This window comes from Vibrio sp. 2017_1457_13 (assembly GCF_030851525.1).
Lineage (GTDB): Bacteria > Pseudomonadota > Gammaproteobacteria > Enterobacterales > Vibrionaceae > Vibrio > Vibrio metschnikovii.
This window is the reverse complement of record NZ_VHTA01000003.1, coordinates 15,246-36,918: the sequence shown is the minus strand read 5'-3', so window position 1 is coordinate 36,918 and position 21,673 is coordinate 15,246. Positions and strand designations below refer to the sequence as shown.

The 21,673-nt window shown below is 44.2% G+C and carries 15 protein-coding genes; 9 read left to right on the top strand and 6 right to left on the bottom strand.

From position 1 onward, the window contains the following. Window positions 1–5 precede the first annotated feature (5 nt). Window positions 6–527, top strand: coding sequence for a DUF2062 domain-containing protein (locus FKN88_RS04630; protein WP_110166641.1), 522 nt, complete (start codon window positions 6–8; stop codon window positions 525–527). 147 nt (window positions 528–674) lie between these two features. Here the strand turns inward: FKN88_RS04630 and lolE are convergent, their stop codons facing one another. The 3 genes from lolE to lolC are packed head-to-tail and all read right to left on the bottom strand — an operon-like array spanning window position 675 to window position 3,806. Beyond that, on the bottom strand, window positions 675–1,919 hold the full coding sequence (lolE, locus tag FKN88_RS04625) for a lipoprotein-releasing ABC transporter permease subunit LolE (RefSeq protein ID WP_158138630.1): 1,245 nt from the start codon (window positions 1,917–1,919) through the stop codon (window positions 675–677). Then, window positions 1,919–2,605 (bottom strand): lipoprotein-releasing ABC transporter ATP-binding protein LolD, encoded by a 687-nt coding sequence (gene lolD / locus FKN88_RS04620; protein WP_154167560.1) that lies wholly within the window; start codon window positions 2,603–2,605, stop codon window positions 1,919–1,921. Before lolD ends, lolE begins: the two co-directional genes overlap by 1 nt. Continuing rightward, window positions 2,598–3,806, bottom strand: a complete 1,209-nt coding sequence (lolC, locus tag FKN88_RS04615) for a lipoprotein-releasing ABC transporter permease subunit LolC (RefSeq protein ID WP_161425121.1) — start codon at window positions 3,804–3,806, stop codon at window positions 2,598–2,600. The genes lolD and lolC overlap by 8 nt, the downstream gene beginning before the upstream one ends. A gap of 218 nt (window positions 3,807–4,024) precedes the next feature. On the opposite strand from lolC, the gene FKN88_RS04610 reads away from it, so the two are divergent. The 7 genes from FKN88_RS04610 (at window position 4,025) to FKN88_RS04580 (ending at window position 14,427) form a co-directional block, all read left to right on the top strand. Next, complete coding sequence (locus tag FKN88_RS04610) at window positions 4,025–4,594, top strand: PilZ domain-containing protein (protein WP_040904201.1); 570 nt, start codon at window positions 4,025–4,027, stop codon at window positions 4,592–4,594. 14 nt (window positions 4,595–4,608) lie between these two features. Beyond that, window positions 4,609–8,070 carry a transcription-repair coupling factor gene (gene mfd, locus FKN88_RS04605; RefSeq protein ID WP_306687349.1) on the top strand — a complete coding sequence of 1,154 codons (3,462 nt, stop codon included), beginning with the start codon at window positions 4,609–4,611 and terminating at the stop codon, window positions 8,068–8,070. Window positions 8,071–8,123: 53 nt separating this feature from the next. After that, window positions 8,124–8,894 carry a peptidoglycan binding protein CsiV gene (locus tag FKN88_RS04600; protein WP_154167555.1) on the top strand — a complete coding sequence of 257 codons (771 nt, stop codon included), beginning with the start codon at window positions 8,124–8,126 and terminating at the stop codon, window positions 8,892–8,894. A gap of 223 nt (window positions 8,895–9,117) precedes the next feature. Next, window positions 9,118–9,708, top strand: coding sequence for a GNAT family N-acetyltransferase (locus FKN88_RS04595; RefSeq protein ID WP_154167552.1), 591 nt, complete (start codon window positions 9,118–9,120; stop codon window positions 9,706–9,708). A gap of 233 nt (window positions 9,709–9,941) precedes the next feature. Beyond that, a complete protein-coding gene (norR, locus tag FKN88_RS04590) occupies window positions 9,942–11,474 on the top strand; it encodes a nitric oxide reductase transcriptional regulator NorR (protein WP_154167549.1) in 1,533 nt (510 codons plus the stop codon). A gap of 192 nt (window positions 11,475–11,666) precedes the next feature. After that, complete coding sequence (hcp, locus tag FKN88_RS04585) at window positions 11,667–13,328, top strand: hydroxylamine reductase (protein WP_154167546.1); 1,662 nt, start codon at window positions 11,667–11,669, stop codon at window positions 13,326–13,328. 55 nt (window positions 13,329–13,383) lie between these two features. Beyond that, window positions 13,384–14,427 (top strand): hybrid-cluster NAD(P)-dependent oxidoreductase, encoded by a 1,044-nt coding sequence (locus FKN88_RS04580; RefSeq protein ID WP_154167543.1) that lies wholly within the window; start codon window positions 13,384–13,386, stop codon window positions 14,425–14,427. 153 nt (window positions 14,428–14,580) lie between these two features. Here FKN88_RS04580 and FKN88_RS04575 read toward each other — a convergent pair whose 3' ends face one another. Together FKN88_RS04575 and adhE are read right to left on the bottom strand one after the other, a co-directional pair. Further along, on the bottom strand, window positions 14,581–15,870 hold the full coding sequence (locus FKN88_RS04575; protein ID WP_154167540.1) for an NAD(P)/FAD-dependent oxidoreductase: 1,290 nt from the start codon (window positions 15,868–15,870) through the stop codon (window positions 14,581–14,583). 427 nt (window positions 15,871–16,297) lie between these two features. Next, window positions 16,298–18,970, bottom strand: a complete 2,673-nt coding sequence (adhE, locus tag FKN88_RS04570) for a bifunctional acetaldehyde-CoA/alcohol dehydrogenase (RefSeq protein WP_154167538.1) — start codon at window positions 18,968–18,970, stop codon at window positions 16,298–16,300. 628 nt (window positions 18,971–19,598) lie between these two features. Between adhE and FKN88_RS04565 the strand changes: the two genes are divergently transcribed. Next, window positions 19,599–20,234: a YchE family NAAT transporter gene (locus FKN88_RS04565; RefSeq protein WP_158138637.1), complete on the top strand. Its 636-nt coding sequence runs from the start codon at window positions 19,599–19,601 to the stop codon at window positions 20,232–20,234. 96 nt (window positions 20,235–20,330) lie between these two features. Here the strand turns inward: FKN88_RS04565 and asd are convergent, their stop codons facing one another. After that, window positions 20,331–21,446 carry an aspartate-semialdehyde dehydrogenase gene (gene asd / locus FKN88_RS04560; protein WP_110166635.1) on the bottom strand — a complete coding sequence of 372 codons (1,116 nt, stop codon included), beginning with the start codon at window positions 21,444–21,446 and terminating at the stop codon, window positions 20,331–20,333. Between the last annotated feature and the right edge of the window lie 227 nt (window positions 21,447–21,673).

Genomic DNA, 21,673 nt, shown 5'->3' with positions numbered 1-21,673 from the left:
TCCTTATGCCAAGAAAGTTTATTAAACGTTTTATGCCTGATCACGCTGTTATTAAGCGTCAAAAGGCATTACAAATTTTTGGCTCCGTCCTCTACAACCCGAATCTGTGGTGTTTAAATCGACGCTCTGCTGCTGGTGCGTTTGCAGTCGGTTTATTTATGGCCTTCGTGCCGCTACCTAGCCAAATGATCATGTCTGCTGGCGTAGCGATTATTTGTGGTGTGAACTTACCCCTCGCTGTTGCCTTGGTGTGGATAACCAATCCGATCACTATGCCATTTATCTTTTATTTCTCTTATAAAGTTGGCGCTTGGTTAATGAATACTCCGCCGCAACCTTTTCATTTTGAATTAACGTGGGAATTTCTTCACCATCAGATGCACACCATTGGTCCACCCTTTTTGTTGGGCAGTTTAGTCTGTGGTATTGTCGCTGGCTTATTAGGTTACTTTGGTATTCGAGGTTTATGGCGCTATTCCGTTGTACGCAGCTGGCAAAAACGTCGCGTGACCAATACGATAAAATAAACCATATTGATTTTGTTAGTGACTGTGCAGCTCTAGCGAATCATCGTGCGAGTGATACAACATTTTTCTGAGTAACCAGCAGTATACAAAAGATGAAAAAGGACCAATAGGTCCTTTTTCTTTTTATTAACGAAGAGAATAACGGGGTTATTTACTGCTTAGAACCGCCGCAGGATGCAAACGGCTGGCTCGAGAAGCTGGATACCAAGTCGCCAATAAACTTAAGATAATCGCGGTACTCGAAACCAGTAATACATCTGACCATTCAAGTTGAGAAGGAAGGAAATCGACAAAATAAATATCCCCTGAAAGAAATTGATGACCTAACAAGGTTTCTAAACTCTGAATAATCGGTGTCAAATTTAGCGCCATAAACACCCCAACCATGCTGCCCACAACGCTACCCATAACGCCAGAAAATACCCCTTGCCAGACGAAAATGCGTTTAATTAAGCGATCATTCGCGCCCATCGTGCGCAAAATGGCAATATCGGCAGCGCGATCTTTCACTGCCATCATTAAGGTAGAAACAATATTAAAGCTCGCGACCCCAATCACCAATACCATGACTAGATACATGATGGTTCGCACCATTTCAATATCACGATATAAAAAGCCATATTTTTGCTGCCAACTACGCAAATAGACATACTCTTCTAGTGTATTACCCACTTCACGAACAATTTGATTGGCTTTGAGGACATCGGAAACTTTAATCGACACCCCCGTGACTTTGTCGTTTAAATTGCTGTATTGCTGAGCGTCTTCTAAAGGCAACAACGCGAGGTTATGATCAATTTGACCATTTAATTCCAGTAAACCGGCCACCTTTACTCGGACTCTTTTCGGTGCTTGAACCGCTTGCCCAGTATGACTACTTGGGATCAGCAAAGTGATCCAATCCCCCACTGCGGCTTGCAGTTGATCGGCAACACCTTTGCCTAAAATGACTTGCTGTTGAGCCGGAACAAAAGCTTCCCATACACCGGGGGTAACATAGTCGGCAAGCCGCGATACGGCACGCTCCCTTTGTGTATCGACCCCTCGTACTTCTATGGCTTTTAACTGCACCCCTCGCTCAACTAATGCGGTAAACTTCACGTATGGTGCCGCCGCTTGAACCTGAGGATGTAGCGTTGATTTTTGGACAATGTCTGGCCAATGTTCGATTGGTCCACGTACCCCTTCAAACTCACCATGAGGAATAACCGACAATACACGTTGCTGCAGCTCTCTCTCAAAGCCATTCATCGCCGATAAACCAATAATGATCACCGCAACCCCAACGGCAATACCGAGTGTCGAAGATAAAGAGATAAACGACACCAGCTTATTACGCTGCTTAGCACGACTAAAACGCGCGCCAATCACTAGCGCCAAATCTGCAAACATTATGCCTCCGCAACGTTGAGCAATAGGCCATCTTGCATATGCAGTTGTCGATCCATTTTTGCTGCCAATTCGCCATCATGAGTCACCACTAAAAAAGCCGTATTAAACTCACGATTCAATTCACGCATCAAATCATAAATCGCCAATGCCGTGGTGTGGTCTAAATTGCCAGTAGGCTCATCTGCTAGCACTAAATCCGGTCGATTGACCAACGCTCTAGCAATCGCAACACGCTGCCGCTCTCCGCCCGATAACTCTGAAGGACGATGTTGCAAACGGTGACCGAGGCCGACTCGCGCCAACAAAGCCTGAGCCGAGCGTTTTGCTTCGCTGGCTTTTTTACCGCCAATTAATAGTGGCATCGCTACGTTTTCGAGCGCGGTAAAATCAGCCAGTAAATGATGAAACTGATACACGAAACCAAGATGTTGATTACGCATCTTGGCCTGTTTATTCGAACTCAGTTGATGTAATGGCTGGCCAAGAAATTCAACATCGCCGCTGCTCGCTTCATCCAGCGCACCAAGGATATGCAGTAAAGTGCTTTTTCCTGAGCCAGAAGAACCAATGATCGAGACCAGATCACCGCGTTGCATCGAAAAACTCACCCCTTTCAAAACTTGAGTCTGCAACTCACCTTCTTGATAGATTTTATAAAGCTGCTGACAGCGTAAAAGATCATTCATAACGTAAAGCCTCAGCGGGTTTAACTCTAGATGCGCGATAAGAAGGAAATAAGGTGGCTAAAAAGCTAAGCAATATTGCCAGCAATACCACCACCGCAATTTGTATCGGGTTGATCACCACGGGCAACTCTCCGCCTAATGAAAATAGCGCGACGCCTAACGTGTTCATGATGCTATTCAAGTTCGCTGCTAGCAGAGCGCCCAACACTCCACCGACAACCGCTCCAATCACCCCACTGCTCGCGCCTTGCACCATAAAAATGGCTAAAACTTGTTGATCGGTCATACCTTGGGTTTTTAAAATCGCCACTTCCGCCTGCTTTTCCATCACCACCATGATTAGGGCGGCGATAATATTAAACGCCGCGACTCCAACAATCAGTCCCAGCATTAGGCCCATGATGTTTTTTTCCATTCTGACTGCTTGAAATAACTCACCACGTTGTTCACGCCAATCGCTCCAATACCAACCATCCGGCAAAGAGGTCGTTGACAACGTCGCCACATCAAAAGGATCGGCCATAAAGAGTCGCCAGCCAGAAATCGTCTGATCGTCGAAACGCAGTAAGCGACCCGCATCTCGTAGATGAGTGATCATCAGTTGCCCATCAACATCAGAGCCAGTATTAAACAGTCCGGCCACCGTGAAATTGCGTTGGCTAGGAATACGTCCTAAAGGCGTAAATTGACTGGCGCGAGTCACCATTAAGCGAACCGTATCGCCAACGGAAACATTGAGATCACGAGCCAGAGTGTGACCTAAGAAAATATGATAGGCACCGGGTTGTAAATCAGTTAATCGACCAGCAATCAGATAATCGGCGATCGGGTCGTCAGCTTGCGGCGCAATACCGACCAATAAACCCGCCGATAATTGCCACGAGCTTTGCACCACCGCTTCGCTTCTTACCATCGGTTGTGGCGCTTTGTAAGTGGATAACTCTCTAATAAAATCGGGGGCTTGTGCTTGCCATTGGGTTTTTTCCTGCGCTTGTCCGATCACCGCTTGCGGCAAAACCCCCAAAATACGGTTTTTCAACTGCGATTCAAAACCATTCATCACCGACAATACCGTCACTAAGGCCATCACACCAATCGTGATCCCAGCGGTCGACATATAAGAGACAAATCGACTAAACCGATCACCTGAACGTCCGCGTAAATAACGTAAACCGATAAATATCGAAATAGGATGAAACATAATACAAACCAAAGCCATAATAGGCCGCTACTGTAACGAGAATCGGTCCAAGGTTGTAGTTTTTCTTTGCCAAATCTTTGTTAAACGCCGTTATCACAACAAAAATGGCGGTAAGATTTATTTGCCATCACGCTGATTGATTTACAACAAAACTCTCACTTTGCTTGATTACTGATTCTTTATGACGATAATCAACAAAGGTGAGAAGGAAACCCAATATGACTGACCAAGACTTTTTTTCGGTATACCACGCACTGACAATTAACATCGAGCCGTTAGCGGCTAACTTTCGTTTGCCTTCTCAGATCGATTTTGAGGCGGAAATCCCCGCACCTTTTGTTGTGGCCAGTGAGTTTAGTCAACTTGATCAATTAAATGATGCTGCGCGGCTCGAACTCAAAAACAGCGATTTTAAACACGTTATCCAACTGCTGGAAACGCAGAATTCTAAGCTGAATCTATTGCTGAGCTTTATGCTCGCCCAACAAGATGATCCCGCTCAACGTGCCTCAACCTTGTCGTTCGGTGCCAGTCAATTTACTTATCGAGCCAGAGACGCGCTCGTACTAGGTACACCACTACGCATTAAATTATTCCTAGAGCATCCCGCAGCAGCGATTTATTGTTATGGCGAAGTTATCGATTGTGAAACGGATCCCGACTCCACGATTATTAGCGTCAGATACACTCTCCTGCGTGATAATGACCAAGACCTACTCATTAAAGCTGCGCTTCATTGCCAACAGAAACTGTTGCGTCAACGCTCTTTAGATCGAGAAAAACCATAACGACCCACTCAATAATGATGACAAAAACTGTATTAACACTCCCACATCTGCGTGGTGCTGGGGATAAGAAGCAACTGGGCAATTTACCCGGTGTCAGTCTCGCGCTAACTATCGCTGAATTCGCTAATCGTCACTCAAGCCACACCTTGTTGGCAGTACCCGATCCACAGACAGCATTAAAACTGGTTCAAGAGCTAGAGCAATTCAGTCAAGCCCCGGTCGGCTTATTTCCTGATTGGGAAACCTTACCCTACGATAATTTTTCACCTCATCAAGAGATTATTTCTGATCGCATCGCTCGCTTATATCAGTTGCCCTCTTTAGGAACTGGGATCACTGTTGTCCCGGTCAGTACCTTGTTACAACGCCAGACGCCACGTGATTTCTTACTTCAACACACCTTGATGGTCAAACAAGGGGATCGGTTCTCTTTAGCCAAATTACGCGTTCAGTTAGAAAACTCCGGTTATCGTCATGTAGATCAGGTTTTTGGGCCGGGGGAATACGCCAGTCGTGGGTCGATCCTGGATCTCTTCCCTATGGGCAGTGATTCCCCTTATCGAATTGATTTTTTTGATGATGAAATTGACACGATTCGAATTTTTGACCCAGAAAATCAACGTTCTATTCAGCAAATCGATCAAATTCGCCTACTTCCTGCTCATGAATTTCCGACCACCGAGCAAGCCATAGAAGCATTTCGTGCCCGTTTTCGGCAACGATTTGATGCCCGTCGTGAGCCTGAATCTATCTATATGCAGGTTTCTAAAGGCACATGGCCTGCGGGGATTGAATATTGGCAACCGCTATTTTTTGAACATACCGAAACACTGTTTGATTATCTCCCGGATCATAGTCAATTAATTTTATTAGGTCAGGTTGAAAGCGCCATTGACCAATTTCTCGCTGATGTCGCGTATCGTTATGATCAACGGAATATAGATCCGTTACGCCCATTGCTAGCGCCTGACGAATTGTGGTTAAAAAAAGACGATTTATTCGCGCGCGCCAAAGATTTTGCTCAGTTACAACTGTCCATCGACCCGATTCCAGAAAAGGCCGGTAGAAGTAACTTAGCCATTACCGCACTGCCTGATTTAGCGATTCAACAGCAAAATAAAGAACCCCTCGCCGCCTTACGTCAATTTAGCGAGCAATTTACCGGTAAGATTATTTTCTCGGTTGAGTCTGAAGGACGACGCGAAGCGCTACTCGAGCTATTACAGCGAATTAAGTTACGCCCTACCGCATTCGCTTCTTTTGATGACGCTTGGCAAAGTTCAGAGCGATTGGCTTTGGTGATCGGCGCTGCCGAACGTGGTGCGATTTTCACTGATCCATCTCTCGCCTTGATTTGTGAAGCCGATTTACTCGGAGCACGGGTGGTTCAACGTCGAAAGAAAGAACGTAAATCCACCAATAGTGATGCGGTGATCCGCCATCTTGCCGAGTTAAAACCGGGACAGCCCGTAGTGCATATCGACCATGGTATTGGACGTTACTTAGGCTTACAAACCCTCGAAGCAGGAGGCATTACTACCGAATACGTTACGCTTGAATATCAAAATGAAGCCAAGCTGTATGTTCCCGTTTCATCACTGAACTTAATTAGCCGTTATTCCGGAGGTGCAGAAGAATCCGCGCCACTCCATAAACTGGGAGGAGAAAGCTGGGTTAAAGCACGCAAGAAAGCGGCGGAAAAAGTCCGCGATGTCGCTGCCGAACTGCTTGATGTCTACGCTAAACGCGAACTGAAACCAGGGTATCCCTTCCGTTTGGATCGTGACCAATACGCCACCTTTAAAGCCACCTTTCCCTTTGAAGAAACCGACGATCAAGCCATGGCGATCAATGCGGTACTGTCAGACATGTGTCAAGCCAAAGCGATGGATCGACTCGTCTGCGGCGATGTTGGTTTCGGTAAAACTGAGGTCGCGATGCGCGCCGCTTTTGTTTGTACCGATAACAATAAACAAGTGGCTATTTTAGTACCCACAACTTTATTGGCTCAGCAACATTTTGAAAATTTCCGCGACCGTTTTGCCAATTTACCGATCCGTGTCGAGGTGCTATCACGCTTTAAATCAGCCAAAGAACAAAAGCAGATCATGCAAGATGTCGCCGAAGGCAAAGTCGATATTATCGTGGGAACACACAAGCTCCTCTCCAGTGATCTCATCTTTGCCGATTTAGGGCTATTAATCGTTGATGAAGAACACCGCTTTGGGGTTCGTCAGAAAGAAAAAGTCAAAGCCATGCGTGCCGATGTAGATATTTTAACGTTAACGGCCACACCGATTCCACGCACACTGAATATGGCAATGAGTGGTATGCGCGATTTATCGATCATTGCAACACCGCCTGCTCGTCGCTTGGCGATTAAAACCTTTGTCCGTCAACATGAGGACAGTGTTGTTCGAGAATCGGTTCTAAGGGAGATCATGCGTGGTGGTCAAGTTTACTTTTTACACAACCAAGTCGAAAGCATCGAGAAAGTTGCTGCCGATTTGGAAGCGCTTATCCCTGAAGCTCGTGTCACCGTCGCCCACGGACAATTACGTGAGCGTGAACTCGAACAAATCATGAATGATTTTTATCATCAGCGTTACAACGTACTGGTGTGTACCACTATCATTGAAACGGGGATAGATGTACCCACCGCCAATACCATTATCATTAATCGCGCCGATACTCTTGGATTGGCTCAATTACACCAATTACGCGGACGAGTAGGTCGCTCTCACCACCAGGCGTATGCTTATTTATTAACACCGCATCCCAAAGCGATGACCAAAGATGCGATTAAACGCTTAGAGGCCATTGCTTCGCTTGAAGATCTCGGCGCAGGATTTACCTTAGCAACCCACGACTTAGAAATTCGCGGAGCGGGTGAGTTACTCGGCGATGAGCAGAGTGGTCAGATCCAATCGATTGGTTTTAGCTTATACATGGAGATGCTAGAACAAGCGGTTGAAGCCTTAAAATCGGGTAAAGAGCCATCATTGGATGATCTACTGCGTGAACAAAGTGAAGTCGAGCTACGAATCCCAGCTCTGCTGCCTGATGATTATATCCCTGATATCAACAGCCGTTTATCACTCTATAAACAAATCGCCAGTGTCGCCGATGATACTGAATTGGCTGAACTTAAAGTCGAATTAATCGATCGATTTGGTAAACTGCCGGATGCAGCCTTGAATCTGTTGACTATTGCCCAACTGAAGCTCAACGCCGCCGCACTGAAAATTCGTAAAATCGAAGCGCATGAAAAAGGCGGGTATATTGAGTTCTACCCTAACGCTGACATTAACCCGATGTTTTTGGTTAAACTACTTCATGCACAACCGAAACAATTTGCGATGGAAGGTCCGACTAAATTGAAGTTTATCCTTCCACTGGTTGATAGAAGAGAAAGAATTCAATTTGTTACAGACATGCTGCAAGAATTCCAGCACAATCTACTACCTGCTGCCTAATATGGTAGGCTCAATAGAATCAAATACGTGCCCAGCACATTGACGGAGTCATAATGAAAAAACTGATCCCACTACTGCTTTTGCTCGTTGCCATGCCCAGCCTAGCGCAGCGACAATTCGATATTGAAGTGATCATCTTCCAACGTGCAATTGACGCGGAGAAAACGCAAGAGTCATGGCCAGATACGTTGCCTGAGATTAATCTCTCGCGTGCAGGCAACCTAAGTGATGCCCAATATCGACAAAGTAAAGGCGTACGTATGCTCTCTCAATCGGACTATCAATTGACCGAGCAAGCTCAGCGTTTACGCAATCATGCCGGCTTTCAAGTATTATTACATACTGCTTGGCGTCAAGGGGATCAAGGACGAGCATCCGCTCCCGTTTTTCATATTCAAGCGGGGAAAGACTACTCAACCCAGTTTAATCCTGACGGCAGTGAACGAGTCGCACAAACTGAGCAATACCGCCCAATTGATGACGTAGTTGAACGGACCATCACCCCACCGCTGTATGAGCTTGATGGCACCTTACAAATTTATGTCCAGCACTTTCTGTTTGCCGAAGCTAATTTTGACTTAAAAAAACCGAGTGTGCGTGAAGTTATCCTTCAAGATCCCTCGCTGGACTTAGATGAACTCGACCAAGATACACGCACCAATGTACAAGATGGGCACCTCATTGCCATATCGCCAACGATGGAAAAACAATCTTTTTTGAAAAGTTATCGCCTCGATCAAAAACGCCGCATGCGCAGTGGCGAAACCCATTATTTGGACCACCCTCTTATGGGCATGATTATCCAAGTTCGCCGAGTTCAATAATCCTATCCAACGCCCTATATGGGCGTTGGGTCTTTATATGGTCTGATATTATACGCAAACAACTTGGAGTTGAAGGTAGGCGGCAAGTGAGTGAGGCCCTATGAGTATAGACCGGTTATGTGATTGGGATGAACGAACGTAGCCAACGCCCCTGCAGCTTCAAATAGGAAGGGTATAGATTGTTAAATCATCAGGAAACGAAGCGAGAATAGGACCGTCTCCCATGAACCCAGAATTTGTGATCAATACTCAGCGTTTGCAATTACGCCTTTTATCGGTTGATGAAGCGGTCGAATTTGCAAGACTTATTCAACACTCGCCCTCCTTACATCGATGGATTGATTGGTGTCATGCCCACTTTAACCAACAAGAGGCTGAACGATTTATTCTGGCAACACGATTAAACTGGATAAAAGCTGACGCCTATGGCTTTGCGGTGATCGATAAAGCAACGCAGCAAATCGTTGGTATGGTCGCGATTAATGAATTTTCTACCACGTTTAATATGGCGAGTTTAGGCTATTGGATAGGAGACTATCATCAACAACAAGGGTTCGGGAAAGAAGCACTAGCTGCGTTGATAGAGTGGAGTTTTGCCCAGCTCAAACTGACTCGCTTAGAAATTATCTGTGATCCTAGCAATATTCCTAGTCAACAGCTCGCTCAAGCGTGCGAAGCGAAGCAAGAATGCCTTGCCCAAAATCGGTTTATTTTTCATGGTCAACCAAAAACAGGACTGGTTTTTTCAATTATTCCAGAGCCAATCTCAAGTGGTTCACATCAGTACAGTAATCAATATCAGTTAAAACAATAAAATAAGTCCTGCTAAGCATACTCTCTATCTCAATGATATAGATTGACTCTGTAGCATAAGCCACCGATCACCAGATACTTTAAAAGCACCAACGTAATCAACATGACTGACTCAGTTATAATGTTATTGAAAATTGATCGATGTCAATCACACATCAATAAAAATAACCATGCGATGTTAATATGACATCTAACTGTTAGCATATTGAGCTCGATGATTAAACAGAGCCACTTATGTCCAAAGCGATCGATCAAGTTGTGCTTAACATAGCATTGAACTTAAGTTCCAACCTATCTAGTCAGCAACAATATCAATGTATGATTGATGGCGTCGCTTGCGTTTTTCCTTGCGACGCGGCCGCACTATTTGTTTTTGATCACGATGGATTTTTAACACCTGTCGCGGTAAAAGGCTTATCAACGAGTGTCTTGGGTCAACGCTATTTTCCTAAAGTGCACCCTCGTTTAGAACAAATTCTACATAGCCAACAAACCGTCCGCTTTGATGCCAATTGTCCATTACCCGATCCTTTTGATGGTGCTTTACTCAATGAACAGCCCTCACTCGCCGTGCATGATTGCTTAGGGCGTAGCCTTTATGTTGATGGCCAGTTAGTCGGAGCGTTAACGATGGACTCACTGACCATCGGCGCTTTTGATCATCTTGACCCTATAATGATCGACACCTTCGCGGCACTGACCGCGGCCACCTTACGCAACATCGCTCAATTAAAAGCACTTAAAGCACAGAATAAAAAACAAAGCACCATCACCCAAACGTTGATTCAGCAAGCCCGCTCACAACAAGGTGAGATGGTCGGTCTTAGCCCACAAATCCAGCAACTTCGTCAGCAAATCGCTATCGTCGCCCCCTCAGACTATGCAGTATTGATTTTGGGTGAGACAGGAACCGGTAAAGAATTAGTCGCCCATCAAGTGCACGCTCAATCTCATCGTCGTGACCATCCGATGATTTATGTCAATTGCGCAGCATTACCCGAAAGCCTAGCGGAAAGTGAGTTGTTTGGTCATGTCAAAGGCGCCTTCACTGGTGCAAATCAGCACCGAGCGGGTAAATTTGAACTTGCAGATGGGGGAACACTGTTTCTCGACGAAGTCGGCGAATTGCCGTTAATCCTGCAAGCCAAATTGCTCCGTGTGATTCAGCAAGGAGAACTACAACGTGTTGGCAGTGATAAACACCTTTTGGTTAATGTCCGGATCATTGCAGCCAGCAACCGTAATTTAGCTCAAGAAGTCGCAGAGGGGCATTTTCGTGCGGATTTATTTCACCGCCTCAATGTTTTTCCCATAACGGTCCCCCCATTGAGAATACGTGAAGGGGATATTCCTGTACTGGCTGGTTACTTACTCGAAAAAGTACGTCACCAATTCAATACCCCAAATTTACATGTTCACCCCAGGCTGCTCAGTCAATTAGAAAGCTTGCCTTGGTATGGTAACGTGCGTGAACTGGAACATGCACTAACGCGAGCAGCACTTCATGCTATTCAGCAAGCTCATACGACGATTAATATCGACCATTTTGATATTTTACCCCACCGTTCGGATGTGAAAACAACATCAAGCTTTTTTCCTCTCCATCCAAAATCGATGCGCGAGCTGGTAGAAGTGTATCAAAAGCTCTTAATTGAACATGCATTAAGACAATCGGATGGAGTTTGGTCAAAGGCCGCCGATTTTCTGCATATGGATCGCGGTAATCTGTACCGAATGGGGAAAAAACTCGGTGTAGGCTCAAAATAGACCACTAAGCAGATGTCAATATCACATCCTGTCGGTGTCTTTTTTACATCAACCACAGTCCACTAGTTTGATTTTCCACTTTAAAATCAACAAATTACAAGTTGGCATAAATTCTGCTCTTCGGTAAAGGATTCTACCTTTAGCCCTTCCCTAGACATGAACTGTTTAGGGTTAACACACCGGAGATTTATTATGTTCTGTATTCAATGTGAACAGACTATCCAGACGCCAACCATAAAAGGCTGCTCATTTACGCAAGGTATGTGTGGCAAGACCGCGGAAGTTTCTGACTTACAAGACATCTTGGTCTATACATTGCAAGGCGTTTCATTTTGGGCAAACCAAGCCTACTCGTTCAATATCATTGACGATGAGATCAATCAATGGGCTCCTAAAGCTTTCTTTGCTACCTTAACCAATGTCAATTTCGATCCACAGCGTATTCTTGAGCTGACTCATCTAGCTGCAGAATATCAAGTGCGCTTAAAGGCACAAGTGCTGGCGGCCAGCCAACTCACTAACCAACCTATCACACCTCTACCCGCCGTTGCCCAATTTGAATTACCTGATTCGGTTGAGGCAATTTTAACTCTCGCACCACAAGTGGCGGTTAATCGGGGTAAAGAGATGCTTCACGAGGATGTGATTGGCTTACGTTTATTGTGTTTATATGGCTTAAAAGGCGCAGCTGCCTACATGGAGCATGCGCGTGTACTTGGTCAAACCAGCAACGATATCTACGCCCAATATCATGACATTATGGCTTGGCTTGGTACCGAACCTGACGACCTCTCAGAGCTACTCGATTGTTCAATGAAGATTGGCTTGATGAATTATAAAGTCATGGAGATGCTTGATCTCGGTGAAACGGACACATTCGGCCATCCACAGCCAACCGCTGTTAATGTTAAACCTATCAAGGGGAAGTGTATTCTAGTCTCTGGTCACGATTTACATGATCTAGAAAAAATCCTGCAACAAACGGTCGGTAAAGGCATTAATATTTATACCAATGGTGAAATGCTGCCTGCCCACGGCTACCCTGAGCTTAATAAACACCCTCACTTGGTTGGCAACTATGGCAGTGCTTGGCAAAACCAACAAAAAGAATTCGCTAATTTCCCTGGAGCGATTGTTATGACCTCCAACTGTTTACTCAACCCAAATGTAGGCCAATACGCTGAGCGCTTATTCACCCGCAGTATCGTTGGCTGGCCGGATGTTGCACATATCGAAGGTGACGATTTTAATCAGGTAATTGAGTGTGCATTAAACCAATCTGGTTTCCTGCATGACGAGATAGAGCAGATGATCACCGTTGGCTTTGGTCGCAATGCGCTCATGAATGCGGCTCCAGCCGTCATCGATCAAGTTAAACAGGGTAATATCAAACACTTTTTCCTAGTCGGTGGTTGTGATGGCGATAAAGCTGAACGCAGCTACTATAGCGACTTCACCGCTGCAGCGCCTGACGATACTTTAATCCTCACTCTTGCCTGCGGTAAATTCCGTTTTAATAAAAACCAGTTTGGCGACATCAATGGTATCCCTCGTTTATTGGATGTGGGCCAATGTAATGATGCTTACTCAGCCATTCAGTTGGCCTTGGCACTGGCAAAAGAGTTTGATTGCGATATCAACGAACTGCCTCTAACACTCGTGCTTTCTTGGTTTGAGCAAAAAGCGATAGTGATCCTATTGACCTTGTTCGCACTCGGTGTGAAAGGGATCTACACCGGTCCAACAGCTCCTGCATTTTTAACCGATAATCTACTCACTATTCTTCAAGATAAGTTCGATATGCGTAGCATTGGCAACGTAGCAGAAGACTTAAAAACGATTTTGGCCGCTTAAAATTTAATGCCCTCTTATGAGGGCATTAAATTTGATGATAGTAGGAGAGAATATTATGTATTTTAAATGGCAGGGTCAAACGCCAGTCACACTGCACTGCATCGATAAATTCTTTGAAACTGAAGATACGGTTTCTCTTCGCTTCGGTGAACCGAGCGAATCGTTACTGTTTGATTTTAAACCGGGACAATTTATCAATCTTGGAGTTAAGATAGCAGGAAAGATGGAATTTAGAGCTTATTCAATCAGTTCGTTGAACGCAGAGAATTACCTCCAAATTACCGTTAAACGTGTAGATGGCGGTAAAGTATCGAATTTTTTGATTGATCAATTACAGGTGACAGGTACTGTCCAAGCACTTCCTCCGACAGGTGATTTTAATTGTATTGATCATCCACCGAAAATTCACGATGGGCAAAGTAAAGTGCTACTTATCAGTGCAGGATGTGGGATCACCCCTGTCATGGCTATGATAAAATATTGGCTTCATCATGCAATGGAGATTGATATTGAGTTTTTGCACATTGCTCGTTCCCCCGAACAAACCCTCTACTTTGATACATTGGCAACCTATCACACCTTGTACGACAATTTTCATCTGAAATTGTTGTTAAAAGACGCAAAGAACAGTGGCTATCCGCAAGGAAAAATTGATATACACTGGCTGAAAACCCTAGTGCCAGATATGCATTCACGTAATATCTATTTGTGTGGCCCCGATAAATTCATGCGAGATATTGAAGGTTACTTACTCAAACTCGGCTTTGATATGGCTAATTTTTATCAAGAAAGTTTTAGTCCAATTCAAACTCAAAAACTTCTGATCTCAGACACCGAGGTCAAGGTTGGCGTGGCTAACTTTGCTCAAACCATAAAGGCTCAGAAAGGACAATTGCTTGCTGATGTACTTGAAAATGCAGGAGTCCCTCTGCTCATCGCTTGCCGCAGCGGTATTTGTGGCTCTTGTAAATGTAAAATTAGTAAAGGTCGTGTAACGACTTTGAATCAAACTGCATTAACCGCGAAAGAAATCGAGGAAGGTTATATTTTGACTTGTTCTTCTACCATAGAGTCAGATATAGAAATCAATCTTAATTAAAAATAAATGATTCATAACTGAAGTGAAAAAAGTCGCGTACTTAGCCATATCAATGGCAGATAAATCACCTAAATGTTCTTATCCTTATAAAAACAAACCGCTCACGGTTAAGTGAGCGGTATTCAGAGTTTTATGCTTCGGTTTTTTATTTAATTAGTGCAGTTTAAGATTCGGCCTAAGCACTCTGTTGATTCGTCCAACCAACATCATTAGCCCAGTTTTAAAAATACCATGCAAGGCCATTTGATGCATACGGTATAAAGAAATGTACACCACACGCGCAATACGCCCTTCAACCATCATTGAGCCTTTGGTTAAGTTGCCCATTAAGCTGCCTACAGTAGAAAAACGGCTTAGTGACACTAAAGAGCCATGATCTTTGTAGATGTAAGGCTTTAATTCTCGGCCATTCAGTTTAGCAACAATATTTTTGAACGCTTGTGACGCCATTTGATGGGCGGCTTGAGCGCGTGGCGGAACAAACTTACCATCCGCCTGTGTACACTGGGCCAAATCACCAATCACAAAAATATCATCATCACGAGTCGTCTGAAGGGTATCCTTGACGACTAACTGGTTAATACGGTTGGTTTCTAAGCCTGCGATGTCTTTCATAAAATCAGGCGCTTTAATGCCTGCAGCCCAAACCATGATCGTCGCCAAGATTTTTTCGCCCTCTTTGGTGGTTAAGCCATCTTTCTCAGCTTTAGTAACCATCGTCGTGGTGCGAACATTGACCCCTAATTTAGTCAGCTCGCTATGCGCGGCGGCAGAAATGCGCGGTGGCAATGCAGGCAAAATACGCTCGCCCGCTTCGATTAAATTAACATTGAGCTTGCTCGAGTCTAAATCACCAAAGCCGTAGCTGTGTAACTCTTTCACCGCATTATGCAATTCAGCGGATAATTCTACACCTGTCGCTCCAGCCCCCACAATCGCAATATCAACCGTTCCCTGACCATTTTTAGCATGTAGCTTTAAAAATTCATTATTCATTTCGGTACGGAAACGATGTGCTTGCTCTGGGCTATCTAGGAAAATACAGTGTTCTTTTACTCCAGGCGTGTTGAAATCATTAGATTTAGAGCCAATCGCTAAGACTAGAAGATCATATTCCAGTTCTCGTTTTGGCATCAATAACTCATCATGTTCATCTCTCAGTTCACTCAGCGTGATCCGCTTTGTCTCACGGTCAATTGCTTCTAGACTACCAAGTTGAAACTCAAAACAGTGATTTTTAGCATGGGCACGGTAACTCAATGCATCAACGCCTTCATCTAAAGAGCCAGTGGCGACTTCATGGAGCAATGGCTTCCATAGATGACTAGAATTACGATCCACTAAGGTGATGTTAGCGCGATTCTTTCGCCCTAACGTTCGACCGAGCTTAGTGGCTAGCTCTAGTCCACCGGCACCTCCACCGACAACAATAATACGTGTCACAATAACTATCCTCAAACAAATGGTAATAATCAGGGATCAGCACGACGAGTCACACTGAGAAAATTAGTCATACAGTTGTAAAGTCTATAGAGGTTTGCTGTTTATCACTTTTGAATAAAGGCGATGAATCAAATTGAGCTCTATTGGCAAGTTATTTATCTTGCTCTTCGTTTTTTGATGCTCATCAAGCTTTCTGAGCTGAAGGCCATTATATAGCGCTAAAATGGTGACGCAACCCTAGATTTTCATCGTTGTCGTCACCGCTATCGCTCAGTTAATCAGTCGCTATCTTGATTATTGATCGGAGTAATCATTTACAAAATTTCCCAACATAGCCATCAAAAAAAAGACCCTACCATAACTTATGGTAGGGTCTCGATTCGATTAGAGAAGCATCGTGCTAGCGAAAACCTCTCATTAATTCAGCTTACTTTTTCTTTGCTGGCTTTTGGTCATCTTTTTTCTTGATAACGGTCGTCCCTTCGAAGGTTTCACCTTCAACGAAAGCTTTACCGTAATAAGCACAAAGAAGGACTTCTTTAAGCTCAGAAATCAGTGGGTAACGTGGGTTCGCGCCTGTACATTGGTCATCGAACGAACGAACTGACAAATCATCAATTTTAGCTAGGAAGTCAGCTTCATTAACGCCCGCAGCTTGAATCGATAATGGAATATCGAGTTCTTTCTTCAGCTCTTCTAACCAAGTTAATAAACGCTCAATTTTCTGTGCTGTACGGTCGCCTGCTTGGCTTAAACCAAGATGGTCAGCAACTTCTGCGTAACGACGGCGAGCCTGTGGACGGTCGTATTGAGAGAATGCTGTTTGCTTAGTTGGGTTATCGTTCGCGTTATAACGTACAACGTTAGAAATCAATAGCGCGTTAGCAAGGCCATGTGGTAAATGGAACTCAGCACCGATATTGTGTGCCATTGAGTGACATACCCCAAGGAAGGCGTTCGCAAATGCGATACCTGCGATGGTTGCCGCATTGTGTACTTTCTCACGTGCAATTGGGTCTGCTGCGCCATTTTTGTAGCTTGAAGGTAGGTACTCTTTCAGCATCTTCAGTGCTTGCAGAGCTTGACCGTCTGAGTACTCATTCGCCAATACAGAAACATAAGCTTCTAGAGCGTGAGTCACCGCATCGTAACCACCAAAGGCTGTTAGTGATTTTGGCATATTCATCACTAGGTTAGCATCAACGATCGCCATGTGAGGGGTCAATTCGTAGTCAGCAAGTGGGTACTTAGCACCCGTTTTGTCGTCGGTTACTACCGCAAATGGTGTAACTTCTGAACCTGTACCAGATGTTGTGGTGATGCACACTAGCTCTGCTTTTTGACCCATTTTCGGGAACTTGTAAATACGTTTACGGATGTCCATAAAGCGCATTGCGAGCTCTTCGAAGTGAGTTTCAGGGTGCTCGTACATTACCCACATGATCTTCGCAGCATCCATCGGTGAACCACCACCAAGGGCAATAATCACATCAGGCTGGAAGCTCTTCATCGCTTCAGCACCCTTCTCTACTACCGATAGCGTCGGATCAGCTTCAACATCAAAGAATGTTTGTACTTCCATACCCAATGCTTTGAGCATGCTAACCAATTCGTCAGTGTAACCGTTATTGAATAGGAAACGGTCTGTTACTAAGAAGGCACGTTTTTTACCTTCAAGATCGCTCAGTGCGATTGGCAAGCTACCACGACGGAAGTAGATTGATTTAGGGAGTTTGTGCCACAACATATTTTCAGCTCGCTTAGCAACAGTTTTCTTGTTGATTAGGTGCTTAGGACCCACGTTCTCAGAGATAGAGTTACCACCCCAAGAACCACAGCCCAGAGTCAAAGACGGTGCTACGTTAAAGTTATACAAGTCACCAATACCACCGTGAGTGGTTGGAATATTGATCAAAATACGAGCCGTTTTCATTTTGTCACCGAAGTAACGAATACGGTCTGCATTAATATCTTGGTTGGTGTATAAACCTGAGGTATGACCGATACCACCAATCTCAACCATTCGAACCGCTTGCTCTACGGCATTTTCGAAAGAAGAAGCACGGAACATGCCTAGTGTTGGCGATAGTTTCTCATGAGCAAACTCGTCATCGTAAGACACTTCACCGATACCTTCACCGACTAGAATTTTGGTATCCGCTGGTACTTTAACACCCGCCATTTCAGCAATCGCTGTCGCTGGTTGACCAACGATTTTCGCGTTTAACGCACCATCGATCAGGAGGACTTTGCGTACTTTATCTGCATCGGCTTTACTTAATACGTGAGCTTTATGAGTCGCGAAACGCTCTTTCACTTCATCATAAACTTCATCCATAACGATAACCGCTTGCTCAGAAGCACAAACCACACCGTTATCAAACGTTTTTGACATTAAAACTGAAGCGACTGCGCGTTTAATATCCGCAGTTTCATCGATTACAACCGGTACGTTACCGGCACCAACACCGATAGCTGGTTTACCAGAAGAGTAAGCCGCTTTCACCATGCCTGGACCACCAGTAGCAAGGATTAGCGCAATACCATCGTGCTTCATTAAGGCGTTAGAAAGCTCAACTGAAGGTTGGTCAATCCAACCGATAATGTCTTTCGGTGCACCAGCAGCTACCGCTGCATCAAGAACGAGTTTCGCTGCGTCATTGGTTGAATTTTTCGCACGTGGGTGTGGCGAGAAGATAATACCGTTACGCGTTTTTAAAGAGATGAGTGATTTAAAAATCGCGGTTGAAGTCGGGTTAGTCGTTGGGACAATACCACAGATGATACCAACAGGCTCAGCAATCGTCATCGTGCCTAGACTTTCGTCTTCTTCAAGGACACCACAGGTTTTTTCATCTTTGTATTTGTTATAGATAAACTCTGAAGCAAAGTGGTTTTTAATCACTTTATCTTCAACAATACCCATGCCTGATTCTGCTACCGCTTGTTGCGCGAGAGGAATACGGGCTTGGTTTGCGGCTAAAGATGCTGCACGGAAAATTTTATCAACTTGCTCTTGAGAGTAAGTTGCAAATTCTGCTTGTGCCGCTTTAACGCGAGCCACAAGAGCATCAAGTTCAGCCAAATTAGTTACCGGCATAGTGAATCTCCTAAAATAGAAAAATGTTAAAAACTCTTTATTAAGCTTGCTGTCTCTCAGTTTTATTTTGGTCTCACAATAGCTTAAGTAACGACAGACTTAGTAAATTGCTTTCAGAACTGAGTATAATCTTTCACGGTTTGAAAAAAATTGACTCAGATCAGTTCTCAAAAACTAAATAGCACCGCCCAAGAAACACAGCCAGAAAAAAACACATAAGAAGTTGAATTAACAAAGAAAAACAACAAATTAACACATGATTAAAAAAGAGGCTATCAAACACAATAAACTAGAAAAAGTACAACATTTTGTAAAAAAGTTTCATTTTTGTACAACATTACCATTTGTAGCCAATGTTTTATGTGCCAGTTTGAGTATATAGACTCTTCAGCAACTCTCCAACCCCTGGACTTTTTTTTACAGAAACTGTGTGGATGTTAACAAATCACCATTAAAAACCGATTTCAACCACATCATTTGTAACAGTGCATTATCACAATGATCCCATGATTAGTTTTTCTTAATCATGATCAGAGCCATGAACTAGTTTTTTTCATTCGTGATTTTGTTTCGATTAACATACATTATCTTAGCCTATCTACTTTACTGATCGTCAGAGACTGTTTTCATGCATTTTGAACTCGCCATTTTCCTGCAATTTTTTCTAGGACTGGTTGCCGCGGTTAACCCGGTTGGCATCATGCCTATTTTTGTGTCTTTAACCAGCCATATGACATTGGAAGAAAAGAACAAAACTGCAGCCACGGCCAATATTGCTGTCGCCGTGATCTTGATTACCGCGTTACTTGCAGGGCAAGTTCTACTCGATATGTTCAGTATCTCACTGGATTCATTCCGAGTGGCAGGTGGTTTGCTGTTACTGAGCATTGCTTTTTCAATGATGAGCGGAAAACTGGGTGAGGATAAACAAAACAAGCAAGAAAAATCAGAATACATCAGTCGAGAACAGATTGGTGTTGTTCCACTGGCGATGCCTTTAATGGCGGGACCTGGTGCAATCAGTTCAACCATCGTCTATAGCTCACGCTATCCAAGTATGTTTGATACAGTGGGCATAGCCTTGACTATTGTGGTTTTTAGTCTCGGTTCTTGGTTGCTGTTTCGCTCCGCTCCTTACATCGTGCGTTTACTCGGCCAAACGGGTATTAACGTCATTACTCGGATCATGGGACTGATTCTTGGCGCACTTGGTATAGAGTTTATTGCTAACGGTTTGCGTAATTTATTCCCTGGTTTGGCCTAACGGGAATCACTGAACATCAATCAAAAAACATAAAAAAAGCGAAAGCACATAGGCGCTTTCGCTTGACGAAGTATGGTTTGATGACTTAACGCTGGCTTATTGTTTCTCTGCCAGAATAATTCGTAATGTACGACGAAGTGGCTCGGCCGCTCCCCATAACAACTGATCGCCAACGGTAAAGGCATTCAAGAAATCATCCCCCATCGACATTTTGCGCAAACGTCCAACCGGGATCGATAGCGTTCCGGTGACTTTCGCCGGGCTCAAATCACGCGCAGTGATATCGCGTTCATTAGGAACAACTTTCACCCATTGGTTATGAGAGGCAATAATCTCTTCAATTTCATCAAGTGGGATATTTTGTTTCAATTTAATCGTCAGCGCTTGTGAGTGACAACGCATCGCACCAATGCGCACACAAGTACCATCAATTGGGATCGGAGTATTCTGTAAGCCCAAAATTTTGTTGGCTTCAACGCCAGCTTTCCACTCTTCTTTACTTTGTCCGTTGTCACGTTTGACATCAATCCATGGAATCAATGAACCCGCAAGAGGTACACCAAATTGATCGGTGGGAAACGACGCTGAACGCATGGTTTCTGCTACTTTTTGATCAATATCTAGAATCGAGCTCGAAGGATTGGCTAATTCCGAACTAACCGCATCGTTAATCACACCCATTTGTGAAATTAATTCACGCATGTTTTGTGCACCTGCCCCAGAGGCTGCCTGATAAGTCATTGCACTGGTCCATTCAACCAAGCCTTTTTCATACAAGCCACCCAATCCCATGAGCATTAAACTAACCGTACAGTTACCACCCACAAACGTGGTTGTACCTTGATGAATACCTTGCTGAATCTGCGCTAAATTGACAGGATCGAGGGTGATAATCGCTTCAGGATCCATTCGTAGCGTAGAAGCCGCATCAATCCAATACCCTTTCCATCCCGCTTGGCGCAAAGCAGGATAAACCTTTTCCGTATAGGCACCACCTTGACAAGTGATGATGGCATCTAACTGCTTCAAACTGTCAATATCATAGGCATCTTGCAGCATTCCAGCGTCTTTCCCCAAGTTAGGGGCTGCAATACCAATTTGTGACGTACTGTAGAATACTGGCTCAATGACATCGAAATCTCTTTCTTCGACCATGCGCTGCATTAATACAGAGCCAACCATGCCACGCCAACCGACTAAACCTACTCTCATCGCACTACTTCTCCGTGTGTTCAAATAAAAACCTCATCTATCACCCCTAGCGGCAATGATAGAATGTCATGTTATCTACTGTGCTTTATCGTCGATTTAAGTTCAACCCCTGAAAAAGTCTAACTTGGCGTTTTTTAGTGTTTATTAATTAAAACTTCACTTAATCACTCACACCTTGCAACACAATAATTTCATGCTACAAACTGTTTCATTTCATTAATTTTTCG